Raw genomic sequence first — 16,995 nt, 5'->3', positions numbered from 1 at the left:
TAGTTAGTCGGCGCTGTCTTCGACGCGCTCGATTTCGCTCCGCAGCTTGTGCATAAATTTGAGTTTACGCACCGCAATGGCTGCCGCTTCGTTCTCGTCAGCGGCGATATGCCGTTCAAGTTCGTGCTGCAGTTCGCGGGTCTGGGCTTCCAGATCGCGGTAGGCGCTGTCGATGGCGGCGAAGTTATCCGCTGCCTGCTTTAGTTCTTCAATACGCTCACGCCACTCCATCTGCGCCATCAGAAAGTCCGGATCGCGGATGGTCTGCTGCTCGTGCTGCAGATCAATACCGCGCAGCTGCAATATATACTCAGCGCGGTAGAGAGGCGTCTTCAGGGTCTGATAGGCGTCGTTCAGCTGCGCCGAGTGCTGTACCGCGAGTAATTTGTCGCGTTCGCTGCCACGGGCAAAACGATCAGGATGCAGCTGCTGCTGCAGTTTGCGGTAGCGCTGTTGCAAATCCGCCGCATCGATTTCGAATGCGGCGGGCAGGTCAAACAGTTCAAAATGATTCATAGAACCCTTTTATACGTTGAAGCTTTCGCCACAACCACACTCGCCTTTGGCGTTCGGGTTTTTAAACTCAAAGCCTTCGTTCAGGCCTTCTTTGACGAAATCCAGCTCAGTACCGTCAAGGTAGCTGAGGCTCTTGCCGTCGATGATGATTTTGATGCCTTTCTCTTCAAACACGGTGTCCGTGCTATCCATGTCGTCAACAAATTCCATCACGTAGGCAAGGCCCGAGCAGCCCGTGGTGCGCACACCTAAACGGATGCCGAGACCTTTACCGCGTTTCTCCAGAAATGACTGCGCTCGTTTGGCAGCCGCGTCTGTCATGGTAATTGCCATTTGTTACCCTGCGTGTCTGCTTTTGTAATCTTCAATTGCTGCTTTGATGGCGTCTTCGGCCAGAATCGAGCAGTGAATCTTCACCGGTGGCAGTGCCAGCTCTTCAGCGATCTGGGTGTTTTTCAGCTGCCCCGCTTCTTCCAGCGATTTGCCTTTAACCCACTCGGTGACCAGTGAACTGGATGCGATTGCTGAACCACAACCATAGGTTTTGAACTTGGCATCTTCGATGATGCCCTGCGCGTTCACCTTGAGTTGCAGTTTCATCACGTCACCACAAGCTGGTGCGCCGACCATACCGGTGGCGATGCTCGGGTCGTTCTTGTCGAAGCCACCTACGTTGCGTGGATTCTCATAATGGTCGATTACTTTTTCGCTATATGCCATAACACTTTACCTCTCATGATTTTGCTCGTCTGTTTGTGCGCTGCCTGTAACTGTTGCCAGTACTAATGAGCAGCCCACTCCACTGTATCGAGATCGACACCATCTTTGTACATTTCCCAAAGTGGCGACATATCCCGCAGACGACCAATAGATTTCTGAATTTGTTCAACCGCGTGGTCAACTTCTTCTTCGGTTGTAAAGCGGCCAAAGCTGAAACGAATTGAGCTATGCGCTAATTCGTCATTGCGACCCAGCGCACGCAGTACGTACGATGGCTCAAGGCTGGCTGAGGTACAGGCCGAGCCTGATGATACCGCTAAATCTTTCAACGCCATGATCAGTGACTCGCCTTCAACAAAGTTAAAGCTGATGTTGAAGATATGCGGTACGCCCTGTTCCTGGTTGCCGTTGATATAAACTTCTTCGATGTCTTTTACGCCATTCCACAGCCGCTCGGCCAGCGCGTGAAAACGCTCGCGCTCGGCAGCCATTTCCTGTTTCGCGATGGCAGCAGCTTCGCCAAAGCCCACGATCTGGTGGGTTGGCAGGGTACCGGAGCGCATGCCGCGCTCATGGCCGCCACCGTGGATTTGCGCGTTCAGGCGAATCCGTGGCTTACGCTGCACATACAGCGCACCAATACCTTTGGGGCCGTACATTTTATGCGCTGAGAAGGACATCAGATCGACCGGCAGGTTCGCCAGGTCGATGTCGACTTTTCCGGCGCTTTGCGCGGCATCGACATGGAAAATCGTTTTGTTGGCACGGCACAGGTTACCTATGGTTTCGATATCCTGAATCACGCCGATTTCGTTGTTCACGTGCATGATGCTCACCAGTACGGTGTCTTCACGCAGCGCCGCTTTGAATGCTTCGATATCGATCAGGCCGTCTTCCTGCACATCAAGGTAAGTTACCTCAAAGCCCTGACGTTCCATCTGGCGACAGGTATCCAATACCGCTTTGTGCTCGGTTTTGGCGGTGATGATGTGCTTGCCTTTTTTCTGGTAGAACTCAGCCGCACCACGGATAGCCAGGTTGTCTGACTCGGTTGCGCCTGAGGTGAATACGATTTCACGGGGATCAGCATTGACCAGATCAGCGATCTGATTACGGGCGATATCAATGGCTTCTTCAGCCTGCCAGCCAAACCGGTGTGACCGCGACGCGGCATTACCAAACTGACCGTCTGGGGTCAGAAACTGCATCATTTTTTCCGCCACACGAGGGTCAACAGGGGTGGTCGCGGCGTAATCAAAATAAATCGGTAATTTCATCTGCTCTATTTCCTCCGGTTCGCGTCAAATGTCACAGTTGAGAGCGATACGTTGAGCGCGCTTCTTCTGTTCCGCGATTTGTGCATTCTGGCGTAGCGCAACGCTCGCCACATCTCGCTGGCTGACTAATTCGGCCAGACTGATATTTGCTAAAAAGTCTTCAATTCGGTCGCTCAGGTTTTCCCACAGCGAATGGGTCAGACAGCGACTGCCACCCTGGCAACCGCCCTTACCCTGACAGCGGGTGGCGTCTATCGACTCATCCACCGCCTGAATTACAGCACTGACAGAAATCGCATCGGGCGTATGCCCAAGCCGGTAACCGCCACCGGGACCACGGACACTGTTCACCAACCCGTGTTTACGCAGCCGGGCGAACAATTGTTCAAGATAGCTTAGCGAAATACCCTGACGTTCAGATATATCGGCTAAAGATACCGGTCCCTGTTCTGTATGTAGCGCAACGTCGAGCATGGCAGTAACGGCGTAGCGCCCTTTCGAGGTTAACCTCATAGCTGCTGAATCTCCTTAGTTATTACCAGAGATTCTTCCATACCTGACTAAAACAGTCAAGTATTATGCGTCGTCCTGCTTCTTGTCCGCGGCCTTAACAACGGCCTTATCAAACGAGGTTAAAATACCCCGTAGTATATTCAGTTCCATGGTTTCTGGCCGGGCTCTGGTGTACAGCCGGCGTAACTTGGCCATCACCTGACCGGGGTGCTGTTTTACAATAAAACCGGTCTGCGTCAGGGTTTGTTCCAGATGGGTATAAAAGCGTTCAAGGTCGCCAGCCAGAGGGTATTGGGTATCATCGGTGGCAGGCACCGCATCGGCTTCCAGAAACTGCATCCGTACTTCATAGGCCAGGGTCTGCACCGCCATCGCCAGATTCAGCGAACTGTATTCAGGATTAGCCGGAATATGCACATGGAAGCTGCACTGCTGCAACTCGTCGTTGGTGAGGCCGCTGCTTTCACGGCCAAACACCAGCGCTACCGGGTACGAGGGGCTTTCCGACAGCAATTTAGCAGCGCATTCACGCGGATTCAGCAGGGGCCAGTCAAGGGTACGGCTGCGGGCGCTGGTACCAATGACCAGGCCGCAGTCGGCAATGGCTTCGGCCAGCGTCGGCACGATTTTAGCACCGTGCAGTACATCGGTGGCACCGGCCGCCAGTGCTGAGGCATGGCTGTCGGGTGCCTGCACCGGGTCCACCAGCGTCAGCTGGCTCAAGCCCATGGTTTTCATTGCCCGCGCCACCGAGCCGATATTGCCGGTGTGCGAGGTATTCACCAGTACTATCCGGATGTTTCCTAACATGGTCGCTCCTGCAGTACTTATTTCTTCATGCTGGCCGGCAGGTGCGGACGCGCCTTAGCTAAGATGCCCTGCACCACTTTCGGGTTACCGGCCACCACATGCCCGCTGTCCATAAAGCCATGGCCACCGGCGAAGTCCGTTACCAGGCCGCCTGCTTCCCGCACCATGAGCGCGCCCGCGGCAATATCCCACGGCTGCAGACTAAATTCCCAGAAACCATCCATCCGGCCGGCCGCGACATAGGCCAGATCCAGTGCCGCCGAACCAGCGCGACGCATGTCGGACACCTGCGCGAACAGATCGCTGAACACAGCCTGGTATTGCGGAGCCAAATCTTTACGTTTGAACGGGAAGCCGGTGCCCAACAGGGCGCCGTTGAGGTCACGCTGGTTTTTTACGCGCAGACGTTTGCCGTTTAACTGCACGCCGGCACCTCTGGTGGCGGTGAACAGCTCTTCGCGCAACGGATCATAGATGACCGCTGCCTGCACTGAACCTTTGTACTGATACGCGATGGAGATCGCAAAATGAGGGATACCGCGCAGGTAATTGGTGGTGCCATCCAGCGGGTCAATAATCCACTGGTGGTCCGCATCTTTGCCGATGATCTCGCCGCCTTCCTCAGCCAGGATGCTGTGGTCGGGGTAGACTTTAAGAATGTTACGAACAATCGCGTTCTCTGCCGCTTTATCAAGCTCGGTCACGAAATCGTGCTGGCTTTTCACCTGCACATTGAGGTCCACTTCGACCCCGAAATCTTTGACCAAAATTTTACCGGCCACACGCGCTGCGCGCACCGCGATGTTTAACATGGGATGCATACCAATTACCTGTACTGTGAAAGAACATTTGTGGGCGCGGATTATAGGCTAAATTTTACCAGCAGGCAATTATCTGTTCTGATCCGGCATTGCCCGATCGATCATTGCTTGACCGGATGTTTGCTCTGTGTTATCTAGATGTTGCGCTAAAAACTTAATCTAATAAGAAACATAAGAGCCAGGAGGGTCCCGTGGATCATTCAGACGAGCTATCTCAAAATGAATCTAAAGCGGATAAAGCAAGTGCAGGTAAGCGCAAATGGCGGGAAATTGAAGCGATAAAAGAAAAATATCGTTTGCGCCAGGAGCTACAGGAAATGGATTTCGGACTGGATCTCGAACTCGACCAACTGGAATACTAGCTTACCAACGAATCGGCTCATCCAGCAGCCGGTTGGTTTCAGCAAAGTGACCACAGGTCAGAAAACCCCGATGCGCCGATAGCGGTGACGGGTGCACTGTCGTCAGTACATGGTGACGGTTGCCGTCAACAAAGTCGGCCTTCTTCTGCGCATAATTGCCCCAGAGTAAAAACACGACGCCTTCACAGTGGCGATCGATTTGCTCAATGACCTTGTCAGTAAAACGCTCCCAGCCCCAACCGACATGGGAATGCGCTTTGCCTTGTTCAACCGTCAGCACCGCGTTGAGCAATAGTACGCCCTGCTCCGCCCAGTGCTCGAGATTGCCATGGGTGGGTTCTTCATAATCGGGGAAATCATGCTTCAGGGCTTTGAATATATTGCGCAGCGAGGGCGGCTTTTTGACGCCTTTGGGCACCGAAAAGCACAGGCCGTGGGCCTGGCCAGGGCCGTGATACGGATCCTGACCAATTATTACCACGTTCACTTTGTGCAAAGGCGTGAGCTTAAAGGCATTAAAGACTTTATCGGGCGGCGGATAGATGGTTTTGCCTGCCGCCCGTTCGGCGCCGACACGGTCCAGCAGATCTTTAAAATACTGTTTCTGCTTTTCCGCGCCGATTAAATCCGACCAGTCTTTCATGTGTGCCCTTACTTATCTTCTGCTTTCGGATATTTTTCAAACCAGTGCAGAATGTAGGCCACTTTACCCATCAGGTTACTCGGCCGGGTGTAGATGCCATGCGGAGCATCCGGAACACGGACCATGGCGGTTTCCACGCCCGCTAGTTTCAGCGCCTGGTAATACTGTTCAGACTCAGAAATCGGGGTGCGGTAATCCGACTCACCGGTCAGTAGCATGGTGGGCGTAGTCACATTACCCACGTAGCTGATCGGTGAATGCTTCATGTAGTGCTCGGTATGCTCCCATGGCACGCCAGGGAACCAGTACTTGGTGAAGTAGTTATAGGCATCAGCGGTCAGCACAAAGCTGTACCAGTTGATGGCCGGCTTGGCGACCACGGCTGCCGCGAAGCGATCCGTATGACCGACAATCCAGGCCGTCAGAACGCCACCGCCGCTGCCGCCGGTTACATAGAGTTTGTCTTCATCAATAAAGCCTTTTTCGATCACCGCGTCGACGCCGTCCATCAGATCCGTGTAATCGTGGCTCGGATAGTTGTGATGGATTTCCTGGGCGAAGGCTTCACCGTAGCTGGTACTGCCTCGTGGGTTGGTGTAGAGCACCACATTGCCTTTGGCCGCCATCAGCTGAATCTCAGCCGCAAACGAGCCGGCATAAGCGGTGTGCGGACCACCGTGAATTTCCAGGATCAGCGGATATTTTTTGGTTGGATCAAAGCCCGGCGGATAAGCGATCCAGCCCTGGATTTGCTTGCCATCGTGGCTGGATTCGTACCAGATCTCCTCGATCCGGGCCAGTTCCTTGAAGTTAAGCAGATCATCGTTAAGGCTGGTCAGCTTGCGCTTGAGCTTGCTGGTTTGCAGCATCAGGTCAGCCGGCCGCTGCGGATGCGCCAGGGTGTACACCAGGCTGCCGTCATCGGCGACATCATAGCTGCCACCACTGTACGGACGTGAGTAGCTCAGGCCACCCATGTTGTCGGTCAGCACGCTGTGCTTACCGCTCAGGTTCTGATAAGCAATATGCCCTTTGCCGTGCTTGTCATACGCAAAGTACAGGCCGCGGCTGTCCGCTGCCCACTGGATATCGCCGACGCTGTAATCCAGCTCGCCGGTCAGCAGGCGCGGTTTGTCGCCGCCCAGATCCATTACGTACAACTGGGTCAGCTGATAGCTCATTTTCTCATCGTCAAAGCCCAGCCAGGCGATACGCTTGCCATCAGGGCTCACCTGCGGCGAGTGATCCGGCCCGAAGCGGGTGGTCAGCTGGCTGACCGTGCGATCATCAATGGTCACCGCGTAAAGTTCTGAGTTCAGCGGCTGGTCAAAGGCATCCTCGCGGCGGTTGGCCGAGAAGATGATCTGGCTGGAATCGCCGTTCCAAGCCAGAGTGCCACCATGATTGTAATCAGCAAAGGTCAGTTGGCGGGGTGAGCCGCCGCTGGCCGGCATCACATAGATCTGGGTGTAGCCTTCAGGCGCATAGCCGGCGCCGTCATAGCGATAATTGGCTTTATCAATATAACGCGGTGGCTCTGCCCATTCGGCGCCTTTGGGCTTGCCTGGCAGGCTCACCGGTGTTTTCGCCGGGCGTGGCGTAAACATGCTGAAGGCGATCCATTTACCATCCGGTGACCAGCTTAAATTGGAAGGCGAGCTGGTCAGCCGGGTGACGGGTGCGTGCTCACCGCTATCAGCCCAGTACAGGTGAACCTGCATGCTACCGCTGCGGTTCGACACAAAGGCCAGCTGCTTGCCATCGGGCGACCAGACCGGCGAGTGATCGATAAACTGACCGCCGGTCAGCGGCCGCAGTTCGCCTTTATTATCCACCCGCCACAGGTTCCCCACGCGACGATCGTCCATAATGTCCATGTAGTTGCGGACAAACACCGTGTAGCCGCCGGCCGGGTGAACCGCCGGGCTGCTGGCATATTCCAGTTGGAAAACATCATCAAGCTGTAATTTGTTCGACTGCTGTTTGGCGCTCTCAGCCGCGTTTGCTGGCAGCGCGTAACTTGCGGTGGCAGTTGCAGCAGCAAGCAACGCCGTAATAAGGATACGTTTCATGGTTGAATTCCCTTGTTATCGTTCGCTAAAACGTTTTTATCTGAGCCGAGGATTGCGCAGCCTGACCCATTTCGCAAGATCAAATCGATAAGCTGCTGGTTGTTGCTGTTAAACAGAACGAAAAATGGCTAGATTGTAGACAAGGGCTATATAGTCTACAATTTATTACTAATAACGTAATTAAATGTTGGTCACATGACGAAAACAGAAAAATTATTATCTGCGTTTGCGAGCTCTGTAAAAGCCGGTGGCGGAATTCATACCGCGCCGGAACTGGCTTTTATGATGGGCGAGCCATTCACGCCAGCATTCACTAAGTTTCTCACTGATTGTGTAAAAAAGGGCGTTGTTCGCAGATTAGCGCAGGGAATATTTGAAAGTACTCTAACCCCGCCCGATCCTTCCACCGCCATCTACAAGATTGTTAAGAAACTACGAGGCGGCGTGCTGAACTATATCAGTCTGGAAAGCCAGCTCAGTTATACCGGCGACATATCCCAGGTAGTTATAGACAGGCTCACCGTGGTTACCAAGGGGCGGAGTGGGGTATTTTCAACACCTTACGGAGTCATTGAACTCACGCATACCGAGAAGCCGATCGCCAGAATCGAGCCAAACCTTTATTTCGATGCAAATATCAACATGTACCGCGCCAGGACGCAGCAAGCCATTGCGGATCTCAAGGACTGTAAACGAAATCTGTCCATGCTGGAGAGCTAAATGCTTAATGAATATATAAAACAAATCGTCGATTCGGATCAAGATTACGCCGCCGTCGCGCCGGTGATCGAAAAAGAAATTCTCCATCACGACATCATGGCGGTGATGGTAAAGCAAGGGCTCATGCACTCGCTCACTTTCATTGGTGGTACCTCGCTTCGTTTGTGTTACAACAGCTCCCGGCTATCCGAAGATTTGGATTTCAACGCTGGGCATGCCTTCCGCCCCCCTGACTTCGATGGGCTGGAAACTGAACTTCAAAAATACATACAAGAAAAATACGAGACTGAGGTATGGGTAAATAAACCAAACGCAGGCAAGCAGGGAGACACCTCTTCCTGGAAAATCAGCATTGAGAAAGCGGCGAACCGACCTGATTTACCCCGTCAGAAGATGCATGTCGACGTGTGCGCTATTCCGTCTTTCGATATTCAGAAGAGGCCGTTGATAAACCATTACAATATAGTGGTCCCAACTGAAGGCTTGCTCATTCCCGTCCAGTCGCTGGAAGAAATTCTGGCCGATAAATTTATCGCGCTGGCTTATCGGGGGCGGCGCATCAAGCCGCGTGATGTGTGGGATATTGCCTGGATCAACCAAAGAGGCGTGAGCGTTTCAAATGAACTAATCGATAAAAAGCTCGAAGCAAGAAATAAAACCAGGGAAAACTTTACTCAGGCTCTTACTATTCAGGTTGATAAATTATTGCGGGATGACGAGGTCCGCAAAGACTTTCATAGCGAGATGAGCCGTTTCGTGCCTGGCAAAATCAGACAAAGAACTCTCGATAATCCAGAGTACTGGGCTTATGTGCGGTCCGAAATTAAGGCTATGTCAGCTTTGGTACTGGCCGCAGATAACTCTAAAACCAGATTTGATATGGGGTTTTGACCTGCTATACAGATAATTACCTAAAATGTAATAATGTGTAGACCGATGCGCTACTCTTTTATCTCAATAAAAAAAAGTGCCAGTCAGTTTAACTGACTGGCACTCGTTAGCTATCTCCGCGCTGAGCTTAGAAGCTGTAGCTGAAGCTTATTGCGGCGAAGTCACGATCCGAAGCCGGCTCGTAATCGCTGCCGCTATTGATGTTGTAACCAACGCCGATTTTGTAGGTGCTCAGATAGTCAAAGTCGACACTCAGGCCAACTGTTTTACGGCCTTCAAGGAAGTTCGCGTTTGACGAATAACCGTTCACGTCATGACCAAAAGCTATGGTCGGGACCATGTTCCAGCCCTGGAATACGTTTGAGTACTGACCTACCACGCGCGCCCGGTAACCCCATGAGCTTGACGTCACAAAGCCTTCACAGTTGATGTCGGCAGTTGGCGACGGATTACCCAGTTGCATCTGATCAGCCATCGTCAGGCACTTACCATAAACCGGGTTACGGCCATAGCGTTGCTCATCAAGACCTGGTAATGAATGGACCTTGCTCACGCCAGCTTCAGCAATGAAGGTGATCCGCTCAGCGGCCAGGACATTTTCAAAGAACCGAATGGTCGTGACCTGGAACTGGCTGACATCCTGCTCATCGTAACCGCTTTGCAGTTCGCCTAAGTTAGTAATAGCACCAGTGCTGTCGCGCTCAATCCGGTTACTGAAGGTGCTGGGTACGCCTGCGCGTAAACCAGCAGTCAGGATTTCAGTGGTATTGATCTGAATCGGATGATCAGGACGGAAGCTATATTCACCGGCTAAGGCCCACAGACCAACGTTGGTACTGAAGCTGGCACCCATGATTTCATTGTCTTCCGGGTATTCAAGCAGATAGTTTGGACCGGCAATCGGATAACCATCCGGATGCGTCATACCAGCAGACGGCTGCTCAACCCAGTTAACCGCCGATACGATAGGCGTCTGGTTATGGATGTTCATATAGTAAGCGCCGAACTCAACATCGAGGTCCATTGAATAATGACGCAGCGCGAAACCATACTGGCCGCCGTCATCAGGCTCGATGTTCGGTGAACGGTCAAGATAGGCACCGAACTGCACCGATTCACGGTCGCTCAGTGACGAACCCGGATTGCCCGGAACCAGAGTTGGGTTCAGGGTGACTTTGTTACAGCCCGGTCCACCTAAAATATCAACGGTTGAGAAGAAGGTACCACAACCATCAAGCTTGGTGTTGTCCCACTCATATTGATAGAAGAGCTCTAAGCTGGTGCCACCGGTCAGGCCGATGTTCGCACTCAGCATGCCAACCGGCAGCAGCGCTTCTTTAATTTCTACGCCAGGACGGCGAATCGCATTCACATCGACCGGGTTAATGGCGTTAATACCACTGAACAGGAAGGTGCTTTCGCCCCAGCTCAGTACCTGACGGCCCAAACGGACGTTAACCGGCAGCTTACCTAAATCAAAGTAGCTATAAACAAAGGCATCAAGTAACTCAAAGCCAGAGCCGGTGGAATAATCATCCAGGCCGTCGTTGTCTAAGGTTACATCAGGGAAATAGTTGGTGGCCGTATGGCCGTGCGGCACTTCCTGGTTTTTAATGACATCGTCATACCAGTATTTAAAACGAACAAAGGCGCCGTAATCGCCGCCGTCAATGCTTAAATCATGCACACCTTTGATAACGGACGAAACCAAATCGCCGTTGTCATAGTTCAGGTTGCCGTCATCAGCCACACCCGACTGACCCATGCCACCGTCCATATTACCCGGATGGATCAGGCGCATATCCCGATCTTCCATCCGCCAGGCGGCACCATAGGAGATAATAGAGTCGAACTTAATACGGAAATCGCCGGCAGTGAATTCAGCGGCCTGTACGGCTGCGGTTCCTGAAAATGCCAGCGCTATTGCTGTCGCGAGTGGTAATTTTTTTAGCATAGTTGTTCTTCTTTTCATGTTAGCCACCTAATCCCGGGAGCTTGCTTGGCTCGTTCTTTAAACGTTATAAAACACGTGATGCGTTCAATCATGTCCGATGAGTTACAAATATGCAAGTAGTCGATCAAGAAAAGTTAACCAAAAAAAAGGGCGCCGACTACTGTCAGGCGCCCTTTTCAAACAGGTCATGCAGCCGCGCTTACAGCTGCTTCTCGAGTTCCGGCAATACATCAAACAAATCAGCGACTAAACCGTAGTCGGCAACCTGGAAGATGGGGGCTTCTTCATCTTTGTTGATAGCAACAATGATTTTGGAATCTTTCATACCCGCCAGATGCTGAATAGCACCGCTGATACCTACGGCGATATAAAGGTCCGGCGCGACGATTTTACCGGTCTGGCCAACCTGCATGTCGTTTGGCACAAAACCCGCATCAACTGCAGCCCGCGACGCGCCAACGGCAGCGCCCAGTTTGTCGGCGACTTTTTCCAGCAAGTGGAAGTTTTCGCCGTTCTGCATACCGCGGCCGCCGGAAATAACGACCCGTGCCGAAGTCAGGTCAGGCCGCTCAGATTCAGCCACCTGCTCGCCAACAAATTCCGCTTTGTCGTTATCAATGACGATATCAACCGCTTCAGTGGTCGCGTCGCCGCCTTCTGCTGCCACCGCATCAAAGGCCGTGGCGCGCACGGTGATTACTTTAATGGCGTCTTCTGACTGCACAGTGGCGATAGCGTTACCGGCATAAATCGGCCGCTTAAAGGTATCGCCGCTTTCCACGCCGATGATGTCCGAGATCTGCGCGACATCCAGCAGCGCTGCGGTACGGGGCATAAAGTTTTTACCGGTAGTGGTCGCCGGCGCCAGGATGTGGCTGTAGTCTTTGCCCAGCTGCGCCACCAGCTCACCCAGGTTTTCCGCCATAAAATGCCCGTAAGCGGCGTTGTCAGCCACCAGCACTTTCTTCACCCCGGCAACTTTAGCGACAGCGTCGGCAACGCCCTGACAGTCTGCGCCAGCTACCAGTACATTAATATCATCACCAATCTGCTGGGCGGCGGTCAGGGTTTTCAGCGTGGCGGTGCTCAGTTCTTTATTGTCGTGTTCTGCGATAACGAGGATGCTCATATTACTTTCGCCTCATTTTTCAGTTTATCCAGCAGTTCAGCCACGTCTGCTACTTTCACGCCGGCACTGCGTTCTGCCGGTGGCTCAACATTCAGTAATTTCACGCTGCGGGTTACGCTCACACCCAACTCGTCGGTGGTCAGCACATCCAGCTGCTTGCGCTTGGCTTTCATGATGTTTGGCAGCGACGCATAACGGGGTTCGTTTAGACGCAGGTCGGTGGTAACAATAGCCGGAAGCTTCAGCTTCACGGTCTGCAGGCCGCCGTCAACTTCACGGGTAACCTGCACGCTACCATCGGCAACTTCAACCTTAGAAGCAAAAGTGCCCTGCGGCATGCCGGTCAGCGCGCCCAGCATCTGGCCGGTCTGATTGTTATCCGAATCGATTGCCTGTTTGCCCAGGATCACCAGTTGCGGCTGCTCTTTTTCAACGACTGCTTTTAGCAGCTTGGCTACGGCCAGTGAATCTGGCATCTCGTCGGTTTCAACCTGAATAGCGCGGTCGGCGCCCAGTGCCAGCGCGGTGCGTAACTGTTCCTGCACGGCTTTGGGGCCAATAGATACCACCACCACTTCATCGGCGATGTTGTTTTCTTTCAGTCGCACCGCTTCTTCTACGGCGATTTCACAGAACGGATTCAGTGCCATTTTTACATTGGCCAGATCAACGTCTGAACGGTCCGCTTTTACGCGAACTTTCACGTTGTAATCAATGACCCGTTTGACTGCCACTAATACTTTCATCGTTGTGGTTCCTGTACTTTTTAAAATCGGGAGTGCACGCAGATTAACATTTTTTTCGGTAAAAATGGTACTCTTGCCGCATGATTTTGGCTGTTTTCAGCGTAAATTTTGAGGAGCATCATGTGTACGGTGTACTGACGGAATCCGATCTTGAGCAACTCAGAACGGCCATGGGTGGCCGTGAGCAGCGAATGCGCTTTCTGGTGCAACAAGCCGCCACCCTGCCCACCTTCAGCGCGGTTGAGCGCGATATGGCGCAGGAAGTATTTGGCTGCGAAGCGCGGGTGTGGCTGCTGCTGAACCTGCGCCCTGACGATACCGCTGAAGATAGCATTGAAGTGCGCTTTGACAGCGAATCACGGGTGGTTAAAGGCTTGCTGGCATTAATTCAGCAAGCGGTTGATGGCGCTTCAGCGCAACAGGTAGCGGATTACGATCTCGATGCCCATCTGGCGGCACTGGGGCTGACGGATTTTGTCAGCAGCTCGCGCCGCAACGGCCTGCGTGCTGCTGTCACGCTGCTAAAGGAGTCAGCCGCGCGCCCTGGCTGAAGCGATTTTTTTCAGCAGTAAGGCAGTCGCGTGCATGGCGAAGGTAGCAGTTACCGGCATAGTGGCACCAAACCCCGAACTGCAATCCAGCCGCACGTCGCCGGTGCTGGTTTTCTCAAAGGTGCATTCGCCGGCGGCGGTGGGGTAGCGCAGTTGCTCCGTCGAGTAGACTGCGGTAACTCCGAAGCTGCGCTTGAGATTGCGCGAAAAATTATAGTCCCGGCGTAAGTTAGCCCTTACTTTTGCCAGTAACGGGTCCTGCGTGGCCTTGGCCAGATCGCCGGACACCACCTGCCCCGGGTCAAGCTGACCGCCGGCACCACCACAGGTGATCAGCGGCAGTTTGCGACGCTTGCACCAGGCGATCAGTGCCGCTTTGACCTTCACACTGTCAATCGCATCAAGCACCGCCGTAACGGGGTCGCCAAGGTAGCTTTCCAGGTTCTCTTCACCGAGAAAATCATCAATCACCCGCACTTCACAGGCCGGGTTAATGTCCCTGACGCGCTGCGCCAGCACTTCGGTTTTCAGCTGACCCACGGTGCTGCTTAAGGCAGGCAGCTGGCGGTTGATATTGCTCTGACAAACATCATCCAGATCGATAAGCGTAATACCGCCGATGCCGCTGCGCGCCAGCGCTTCTACCGCCCAGGAGCCGACGCCGCCAAGGCCAACGACCGCCACGTGGCTGTGCTGAAAACCGTCGAAGGCGGTGTTGCCGTAGACCCGCTGGATACCACTGAAACGCTGATCACTCATACCCGGCTACACCGAAAACGGATACTGAATGGCTGGATGGTGCTGATAGCCGTGCACCTTAAAGTCATCCATGGTCACCCAGGTTTCCAGATCTTCGAGAGTGCGGATATCCGGATTGATCTCCAGCTGCGGCGACGGGAAGGGCTCGCGCTGCAGTTGCTCGTTAACCATTAAATCCAGCTGGTCTTCGTAGATGTGAGCGTTCACTATCTTGTGATAGGCGATGCCCGGCTTATGGCCGGTTATCTGCGCCATCAGTGCCAGAAACACGAACACCTGGATTTGATTGAAGTTAAGCCCCAGCGGCACATCACAGGAGCGCTGGAAGCTGGTCAGATACAGGGTATCGCCCAGCAAGGAGAAGTTGTGGGTATGCATACAGGGGCGCAGACAGCCCATATGAAACTCACCGGGGTTATAAAAACTGATAATCTCGCCGCGATCATCGATGCCCTGCTTCAGGTTATCGACCACCTTGCGTAGCTGATCCACGCTGCCGCCCTCGGGTTTAGCCCAGGCCCGGCCCTGCACTCCGTACACCCGGCCCATATCGTCCTCGCCCTTGCGGTAAGGGTTATTCAGCCAGGCTTCATTCAGGTTGGCATTGGCATTCCAGGTTGGCGTGCCAATGGCGCGAAAATCCGCGGCATTGTCATAGCCACGGATATAACCGATAAGCTCAGCAATGGCGGCTTTCCAGTAGCTTTTGCGGGTGGTGATCAGCGGAAACTCATTATTATCGACGCGGTATTCCAGATCCGCATTGATCACGGTCAGGCAGCGTTTGCCGGTGCGTTCGTTCTCAACCCATACGCCTTCATCGACGATGCGCTGACATAAGGCCAGATACTGGTTCATGCTTTGCGCCCCCTGGCTGGCTTCGGCTTCGCCGGTGGCTTAGCGCGGTAAGCCATGATAATCAACGCGGCGCCAATCATCACCATCGGCAGCGACAGCCACTGGCCCATGGACCAGCCCATCGACAGCAGGCCGAGATGGCGGTCCGGCTCGCGGAAGTATTCAACGATAAAGCGCGCCAGCCCGTAGCCCGCCAGGAACAGGCCACTGATCGCACCGGTTGGCCGCGGCTTGCGGCTGTACACCGCCAGAATAATAAACAGCAGCAGGCCTTCAAGGCCGGCCTGATATAGTTGCGACGGATGCCGGGGCTCGGCCCCGGCGGCTGGGAAGATAATGGCCCAGGGTACATCGGTAACCCGTCCCCAGAGTTCGCCATTGATAAAGTTACCGATACGGCCCAGCCCCAACCCGATGGGTACCAGTGGCGCGACGAAGTCACCCACCTGCAGCAAGCTCATCTGCATTTTGCGGGCAAAGATTAGCAGCACGGTGATCACACCCAGCAGGCCGCCGTGGAACGACATGCCACCACTGGTGATATCAAACAGGTACAGCGGGTTTTGCAGCAGGTAGTCAAACTGGTAAAACACCACATAGCCGATGCGACCACCGATAATTACGCCGATAAAGCCCCAGAACAATAAGTCGCTGAAGCGCTGGCGGGTCCAGCCGACCTGCTTGTAGTGCGTCATATCGCACTGGCGGTTGCCCCACCACCAGGCAAACAGAAAGCCCAGCAGATACATCAGCCCGTACCAGCGCAAATCCAGCGGCCCGATGCTGACAATGATGGGATCAATATTGGGGTGAACCATGTAGTTGCTAAACGCCGACTCGGATTGCATGGGTTATCCTATAACCAGATTAACTGAGATAAATACCAGAAATAAGGCGAAGCCCAGTTGCAGGCGCTTCACCGGAATTTTTTGCGTCAGGGTGGCACCAAATGGCGCGCAGACCACCGAGGCGATTGAAATCGCCAGCCAGGCTTCAAAGTGCACATAGCCGAGCAACCCGGCGCTGCCTTCCAGCCGCTGCCCCAGCACAATAAAGGCCAGCGCCGCGGTCAGGCCGATACTTAAACTGCCCACCGATGACACGGCGATGGCCTGCCGGATTGGTACCCGCAACCGCTGCAGCAAGGGCACCGTGAGCGAACCACCGCCGATGCCCACCAGCGCCGCCAGCGTTCCCATGCAGGCGCTGATTAACGCCATCAGCCGCTTGGACACATCGGTCAGCGGCTCGCCGGTGCGTTGCGGGATCAGCATACGCACCGCCAGAATCATTAATACCCCGGCGAAAATCCGCTGCAGCCATTCAGGTTTCAGCAAGGTGGCCAGCCAGGCACCGAGCACCGCGCCTACCATCAGGCCGGGGATCAGACGTCGTACCCAGAACCAGCTGATCTGACCGTGCTTGAGGTGCGAACGGGCCGAACTTAAGGTGGTCATCACTATGGTTGCCAGGCTGGTCGCGATCGCCATCTGCATCACCAGTTCCTGCTCTACGCCCAGTATCGGCAGCAGATAAATCAGCAGCGGTACGATGACCAGTCCGCCGCCAATCCCAAGCATGCCCGCCAGCAATCCGGCAACCATACCCCCGGCCAAACACCATAACCAGCCTGTGATGAGCACTCGTTCTCCT

At 53.9% G+C, this 16,995-nt stretch carries 20 protein-coding genes; 4 read left to right on the top strand and 16 right to left on the bottom strand.

Annotated features, from left to right (window positions below; all coding sequences use genetic code 11):
- Positions 1-3: 3 nt before the first annotated feature.
- From hscB to suhB, 7 genes are all read right to left on the bottom strand, one after another.
- Positions 4-516, bottom strand: coding sequence for a co-chaperone HscB (hscB, locus tag IDSA_RS00865; protein ID WP_034773577.1), 513 nt, complete (start codon positions 514-516; stop codon positions 4-6).
- Positions 517-525: 9 nt separating this feature from the next.
- Complete coding sequence (iscA, locus tag IDSA_RS00860) at positions 526-849, bottom strand: iron-sulfur cluster assembly protein IscA (RefSeq protein ID WP_034773575.1); 324 nt, start codon at positions 847-849, stop codon at positions 526-528.
- 3 nt (positions 850-852) lie between these two features.
- Positions 853-1,236, bottom strand: coding sequence for a Fe-S cluster assembly scaffold IscU (gene iscU / locus IDSA_RS00855; protein WP_034773572.1), 384 nt, complete (start codon positions 1,234-1,236; stop codon positions 853-855).
- 62 nt (positions 1,237-1,298) lie between these two features.
- Positions 1,299-2,513: an IscS subfamily cysteine desulfurase gene (locus IDSA_RS00850; RefSeq protein WP_034773570.1), complete on the bottom strand. Its 1,215-nt coding sequence runs from the start codon at positions 2,511-2,513 to the stop codon at positions 1,299-1,301.
- 24 nt (positions 2,514-2,537) lie between these two features.
- Positions 2,538-3,026 (bottom strand): Fe-S cluster assembly transcriptional regulator IscR, encoded by a 489-nt coding sequence (gene iscR / locus IDSA_RS00845; protein ID WP_034773568.1) that lies wholly within the window; start codon positions 3,024-3,026, stop codon positions 2,538-2,540.
- Between the two features lie 63 nt (positions 3,027-3,089).
- Complete coding sequence (gene trmJ, locus IDSA_RS00840) at positions 3,090-3,836, bottom strand: tRNA (cytosine(32)/uridine(32)-2'-O)-methyltransferase TrmJ (protein ID WP_034773565.1); 747 nt, start codon at positions 3,834-3,836, stop codon at positions 3,090-3,092.
- A 17-nt stretch (positions 3,837-3,853) separates the two neighbouring features.
- A complete protein-coding gene (gene suhB / locus IDSA_RS00835; RefSeq protein ID WP_034773562.1) occupies positions 3,854-4,657 on the bottom strand; it encodes an inositol-1-monophosphatase in 804 nt (267 codons plus the stop codon).
- A gap of 191 nt (positions 4,658-4,848) precedes the next feature.
- Between suhB and IDSA_RS11950 the strand changes: the two genes are divergently transcribed.
- A complete protein-coding gene (locus IDSA_RS11950; RefSeq protein WP_084693995.1) occupies positions 4,849-5,019 on the top strand; it encodes a DUF3545 family protein in 171 nt (56 codons plus the stop codon).
- A 1-nt stretch (position 5,020) separates the two neighbouring features.
- On the opposite strand, the gene ung is transcribed toward IDSA_RS11950, so the two are convergent.
- A complete protein-coding gene (gene ung / locus IDSA_RS00830) occupies positions 5,021-5,662 on the bottom strand; it encodes a uracil-DNA glycosylase (RefSeq protein ID WP_034773560.1) in 642 nt (213 codons plus the stop codon).
- 8 nt (positions 5,663-5,670) lie between these two features.
- Positions 5,671-7,734 (bottom strand): S9 family peptidase, encoded by a 2,064-nt coding sequence (locus IDSA_RS00825; protein WP_034773558.1) that lies wholly within the window; start codon positions 7,732-7,734, stop codon positions 5,671-5,673.
- Positions 7,735-7,929: 195 nt separating this feature from the next.
- Between IDSA_RS00825 and abiEi the strand changes: the two genes are divergently transcribed.
- Both abiEi and IDSA_RS00815 read left to right on the top strand, forming a co-directional pair.
- Positions 7,930-8,454 carry a type IV toxin-antitoxin system AbiEi family antitoxin gene (gene abiEi, locus IDSA_RS00820; protein WP_034773556.1) on the top strand — a complete coding sequence of 175 codons (525 nt, stop codon included), beginning with the start codon at positions 7,930-7,932 and terminating at the stop codon, positions 8,452-8,454.
- Entirely contained in the window at positions 8,455-9,345 is an 891-nt protein-coding gene (locus IDSA_RS00815) for a nucleotidyl transferase AbiEii/AbiGii toxin family protein (protein WP_034773554.1), read from the top strand.
- 127 nt (positions 9,346-9,472) lie between these two features.
- On the opposite strand, the gene IDSA_RS00810 is transcribed toward IDSA_RS00815, so the two are convergent.
- From IDSA_RS00810 to IDSA_RS00800, 3 genes are all read right to left on the bottom strand, one after another.
- Entirely contained in the window at positions 9,473-11,299 is a 1,827-nt protein-coding gene (locus IDSA_RS00810) for a DUF1302 domain-containing protein (protein WP_034773552.1), read from the bottom strand.
- Between the two features lie 199 nt (positions 11,300-11,498).
- On the bottom strand, positions 11,499-12,428 hold the full coding sequence (locus tag IDSA_RS00805) for an electron transfer flavoprotein subunit alpha/FixB family protein (protein WP_034773550.1): 930 nt from the start codon (positions 12,426-12,428) through the stop codon (positions 11,499-11,501).
- Positions 12,425-13,174, bottom strand: a complete 750-nt coding sequence (locus IDSA_RS00800; protein WP_034773548.1) for an electron transfer flavoprotein subunit beta/FixA family protein — start codon at positions 13,172-13,174, stop codon at positions 12,425-12,427. The genes IDSA_RS00805 and IDSA_RS00800 overlap by 4 nt, the downstream gene beginning before the upstream one ends.
- Positions 13,175-13,296: 122 nt before the next feature.
- Here IDSA_RS00800 and IDSA_RS00795 point away from each other — a divergent pair, with 122 nt between their 5' ends.
- Positions 13,297-13,725 carry a SufE family protein gene (locus IDSA_RS00795; protein ID WP_232221244.1) on the top strand — a complete coding sequence of 143 codons (429 nt, stop codon included), beginning with the start codon at positions 13,297-13,299 and terminating at the stop codon, positions 13,723-13,725.
- On the opposite strand, the gene tcdA is transcribed toward IDSA_RS00795, so the two are convergent.
- The 4 genes from tcdA to IDSA_RS00775 are packed head-to-tail and all read right to left on the bottom strand — an operon-like array spanning position 13,705 to position 16,985.
- Positions 13,705-14,484, bottom strand: coding sequence for a tRNA cyclic N6-threonylcarbamoyladenosine(37) synthase TcdA (tcdA, locus tag IDSA_RS00790; RefSeq protein WP_034773546.1), 780 nt, complete (start codon positions 14,482-14,484; stop codon positions 13,705-13,707). The genes IDSA_RS00795 and tcdA overlap by 21 nt on opposite strands.
- A gap of 6 nt (positions 14,485-14,490) precedes the next feature.
- A complete protein-coding gene (locus tag IDSA_RS00785; protein WP_034773544.1) occupies positions 14,491-15,342 on the bottom strand; it encodes a thymidylate synthase in 852 nt (283 codons plus the stop codon).
- Positions 15,339-16,190: a prolipoprotein diacylglyceryl transferase gene (gene lgt, locus IDSA_RS00780; protein ID WP_034773541.1), complete on the bottom strand. Its 852-nt coding sequence runs from the start codon at positions 16,188-16,190 to the stop codon at positions 15,339-15,341. The genes IDSA_RS00785 and lgt overlap by 4 nt, the downstream gene beginning before the upstream one ends.
- A 3-nt stretch (positions 16,191-16,193) precedes the next feature.
- On the bottom strand, positions 16,194-16,985 hold the full coding sequence (locus tag IDSA_RS00775) for a sulfite exporter TauE/SafE family protein (RefSeq protein WP_034773531.1): 792 nt from the start codon (positions 16,983-16,985) through the stop codon (positions 16,194-16,196).
- Positions 16,986-16,995 lie beyond the last annotated feature (10 nt).

This window comes from Pseudidiomarina salinarum, assembly GCF_000753715.1.
In the GTDB taxonomy this organism is placed as follows: Bacteria; Pseudomonadota; Gammaproteobacteria; order Enterobacterales; family Alteromonadaceae; genus Pseudidiomarina; species Pseudidiomarina salinarum.
The sequence above is the reverse complement of the archived record's forward strand: the minus strand, read 5'-3'. Positions and strand labels throughout refer to the sequence as shown.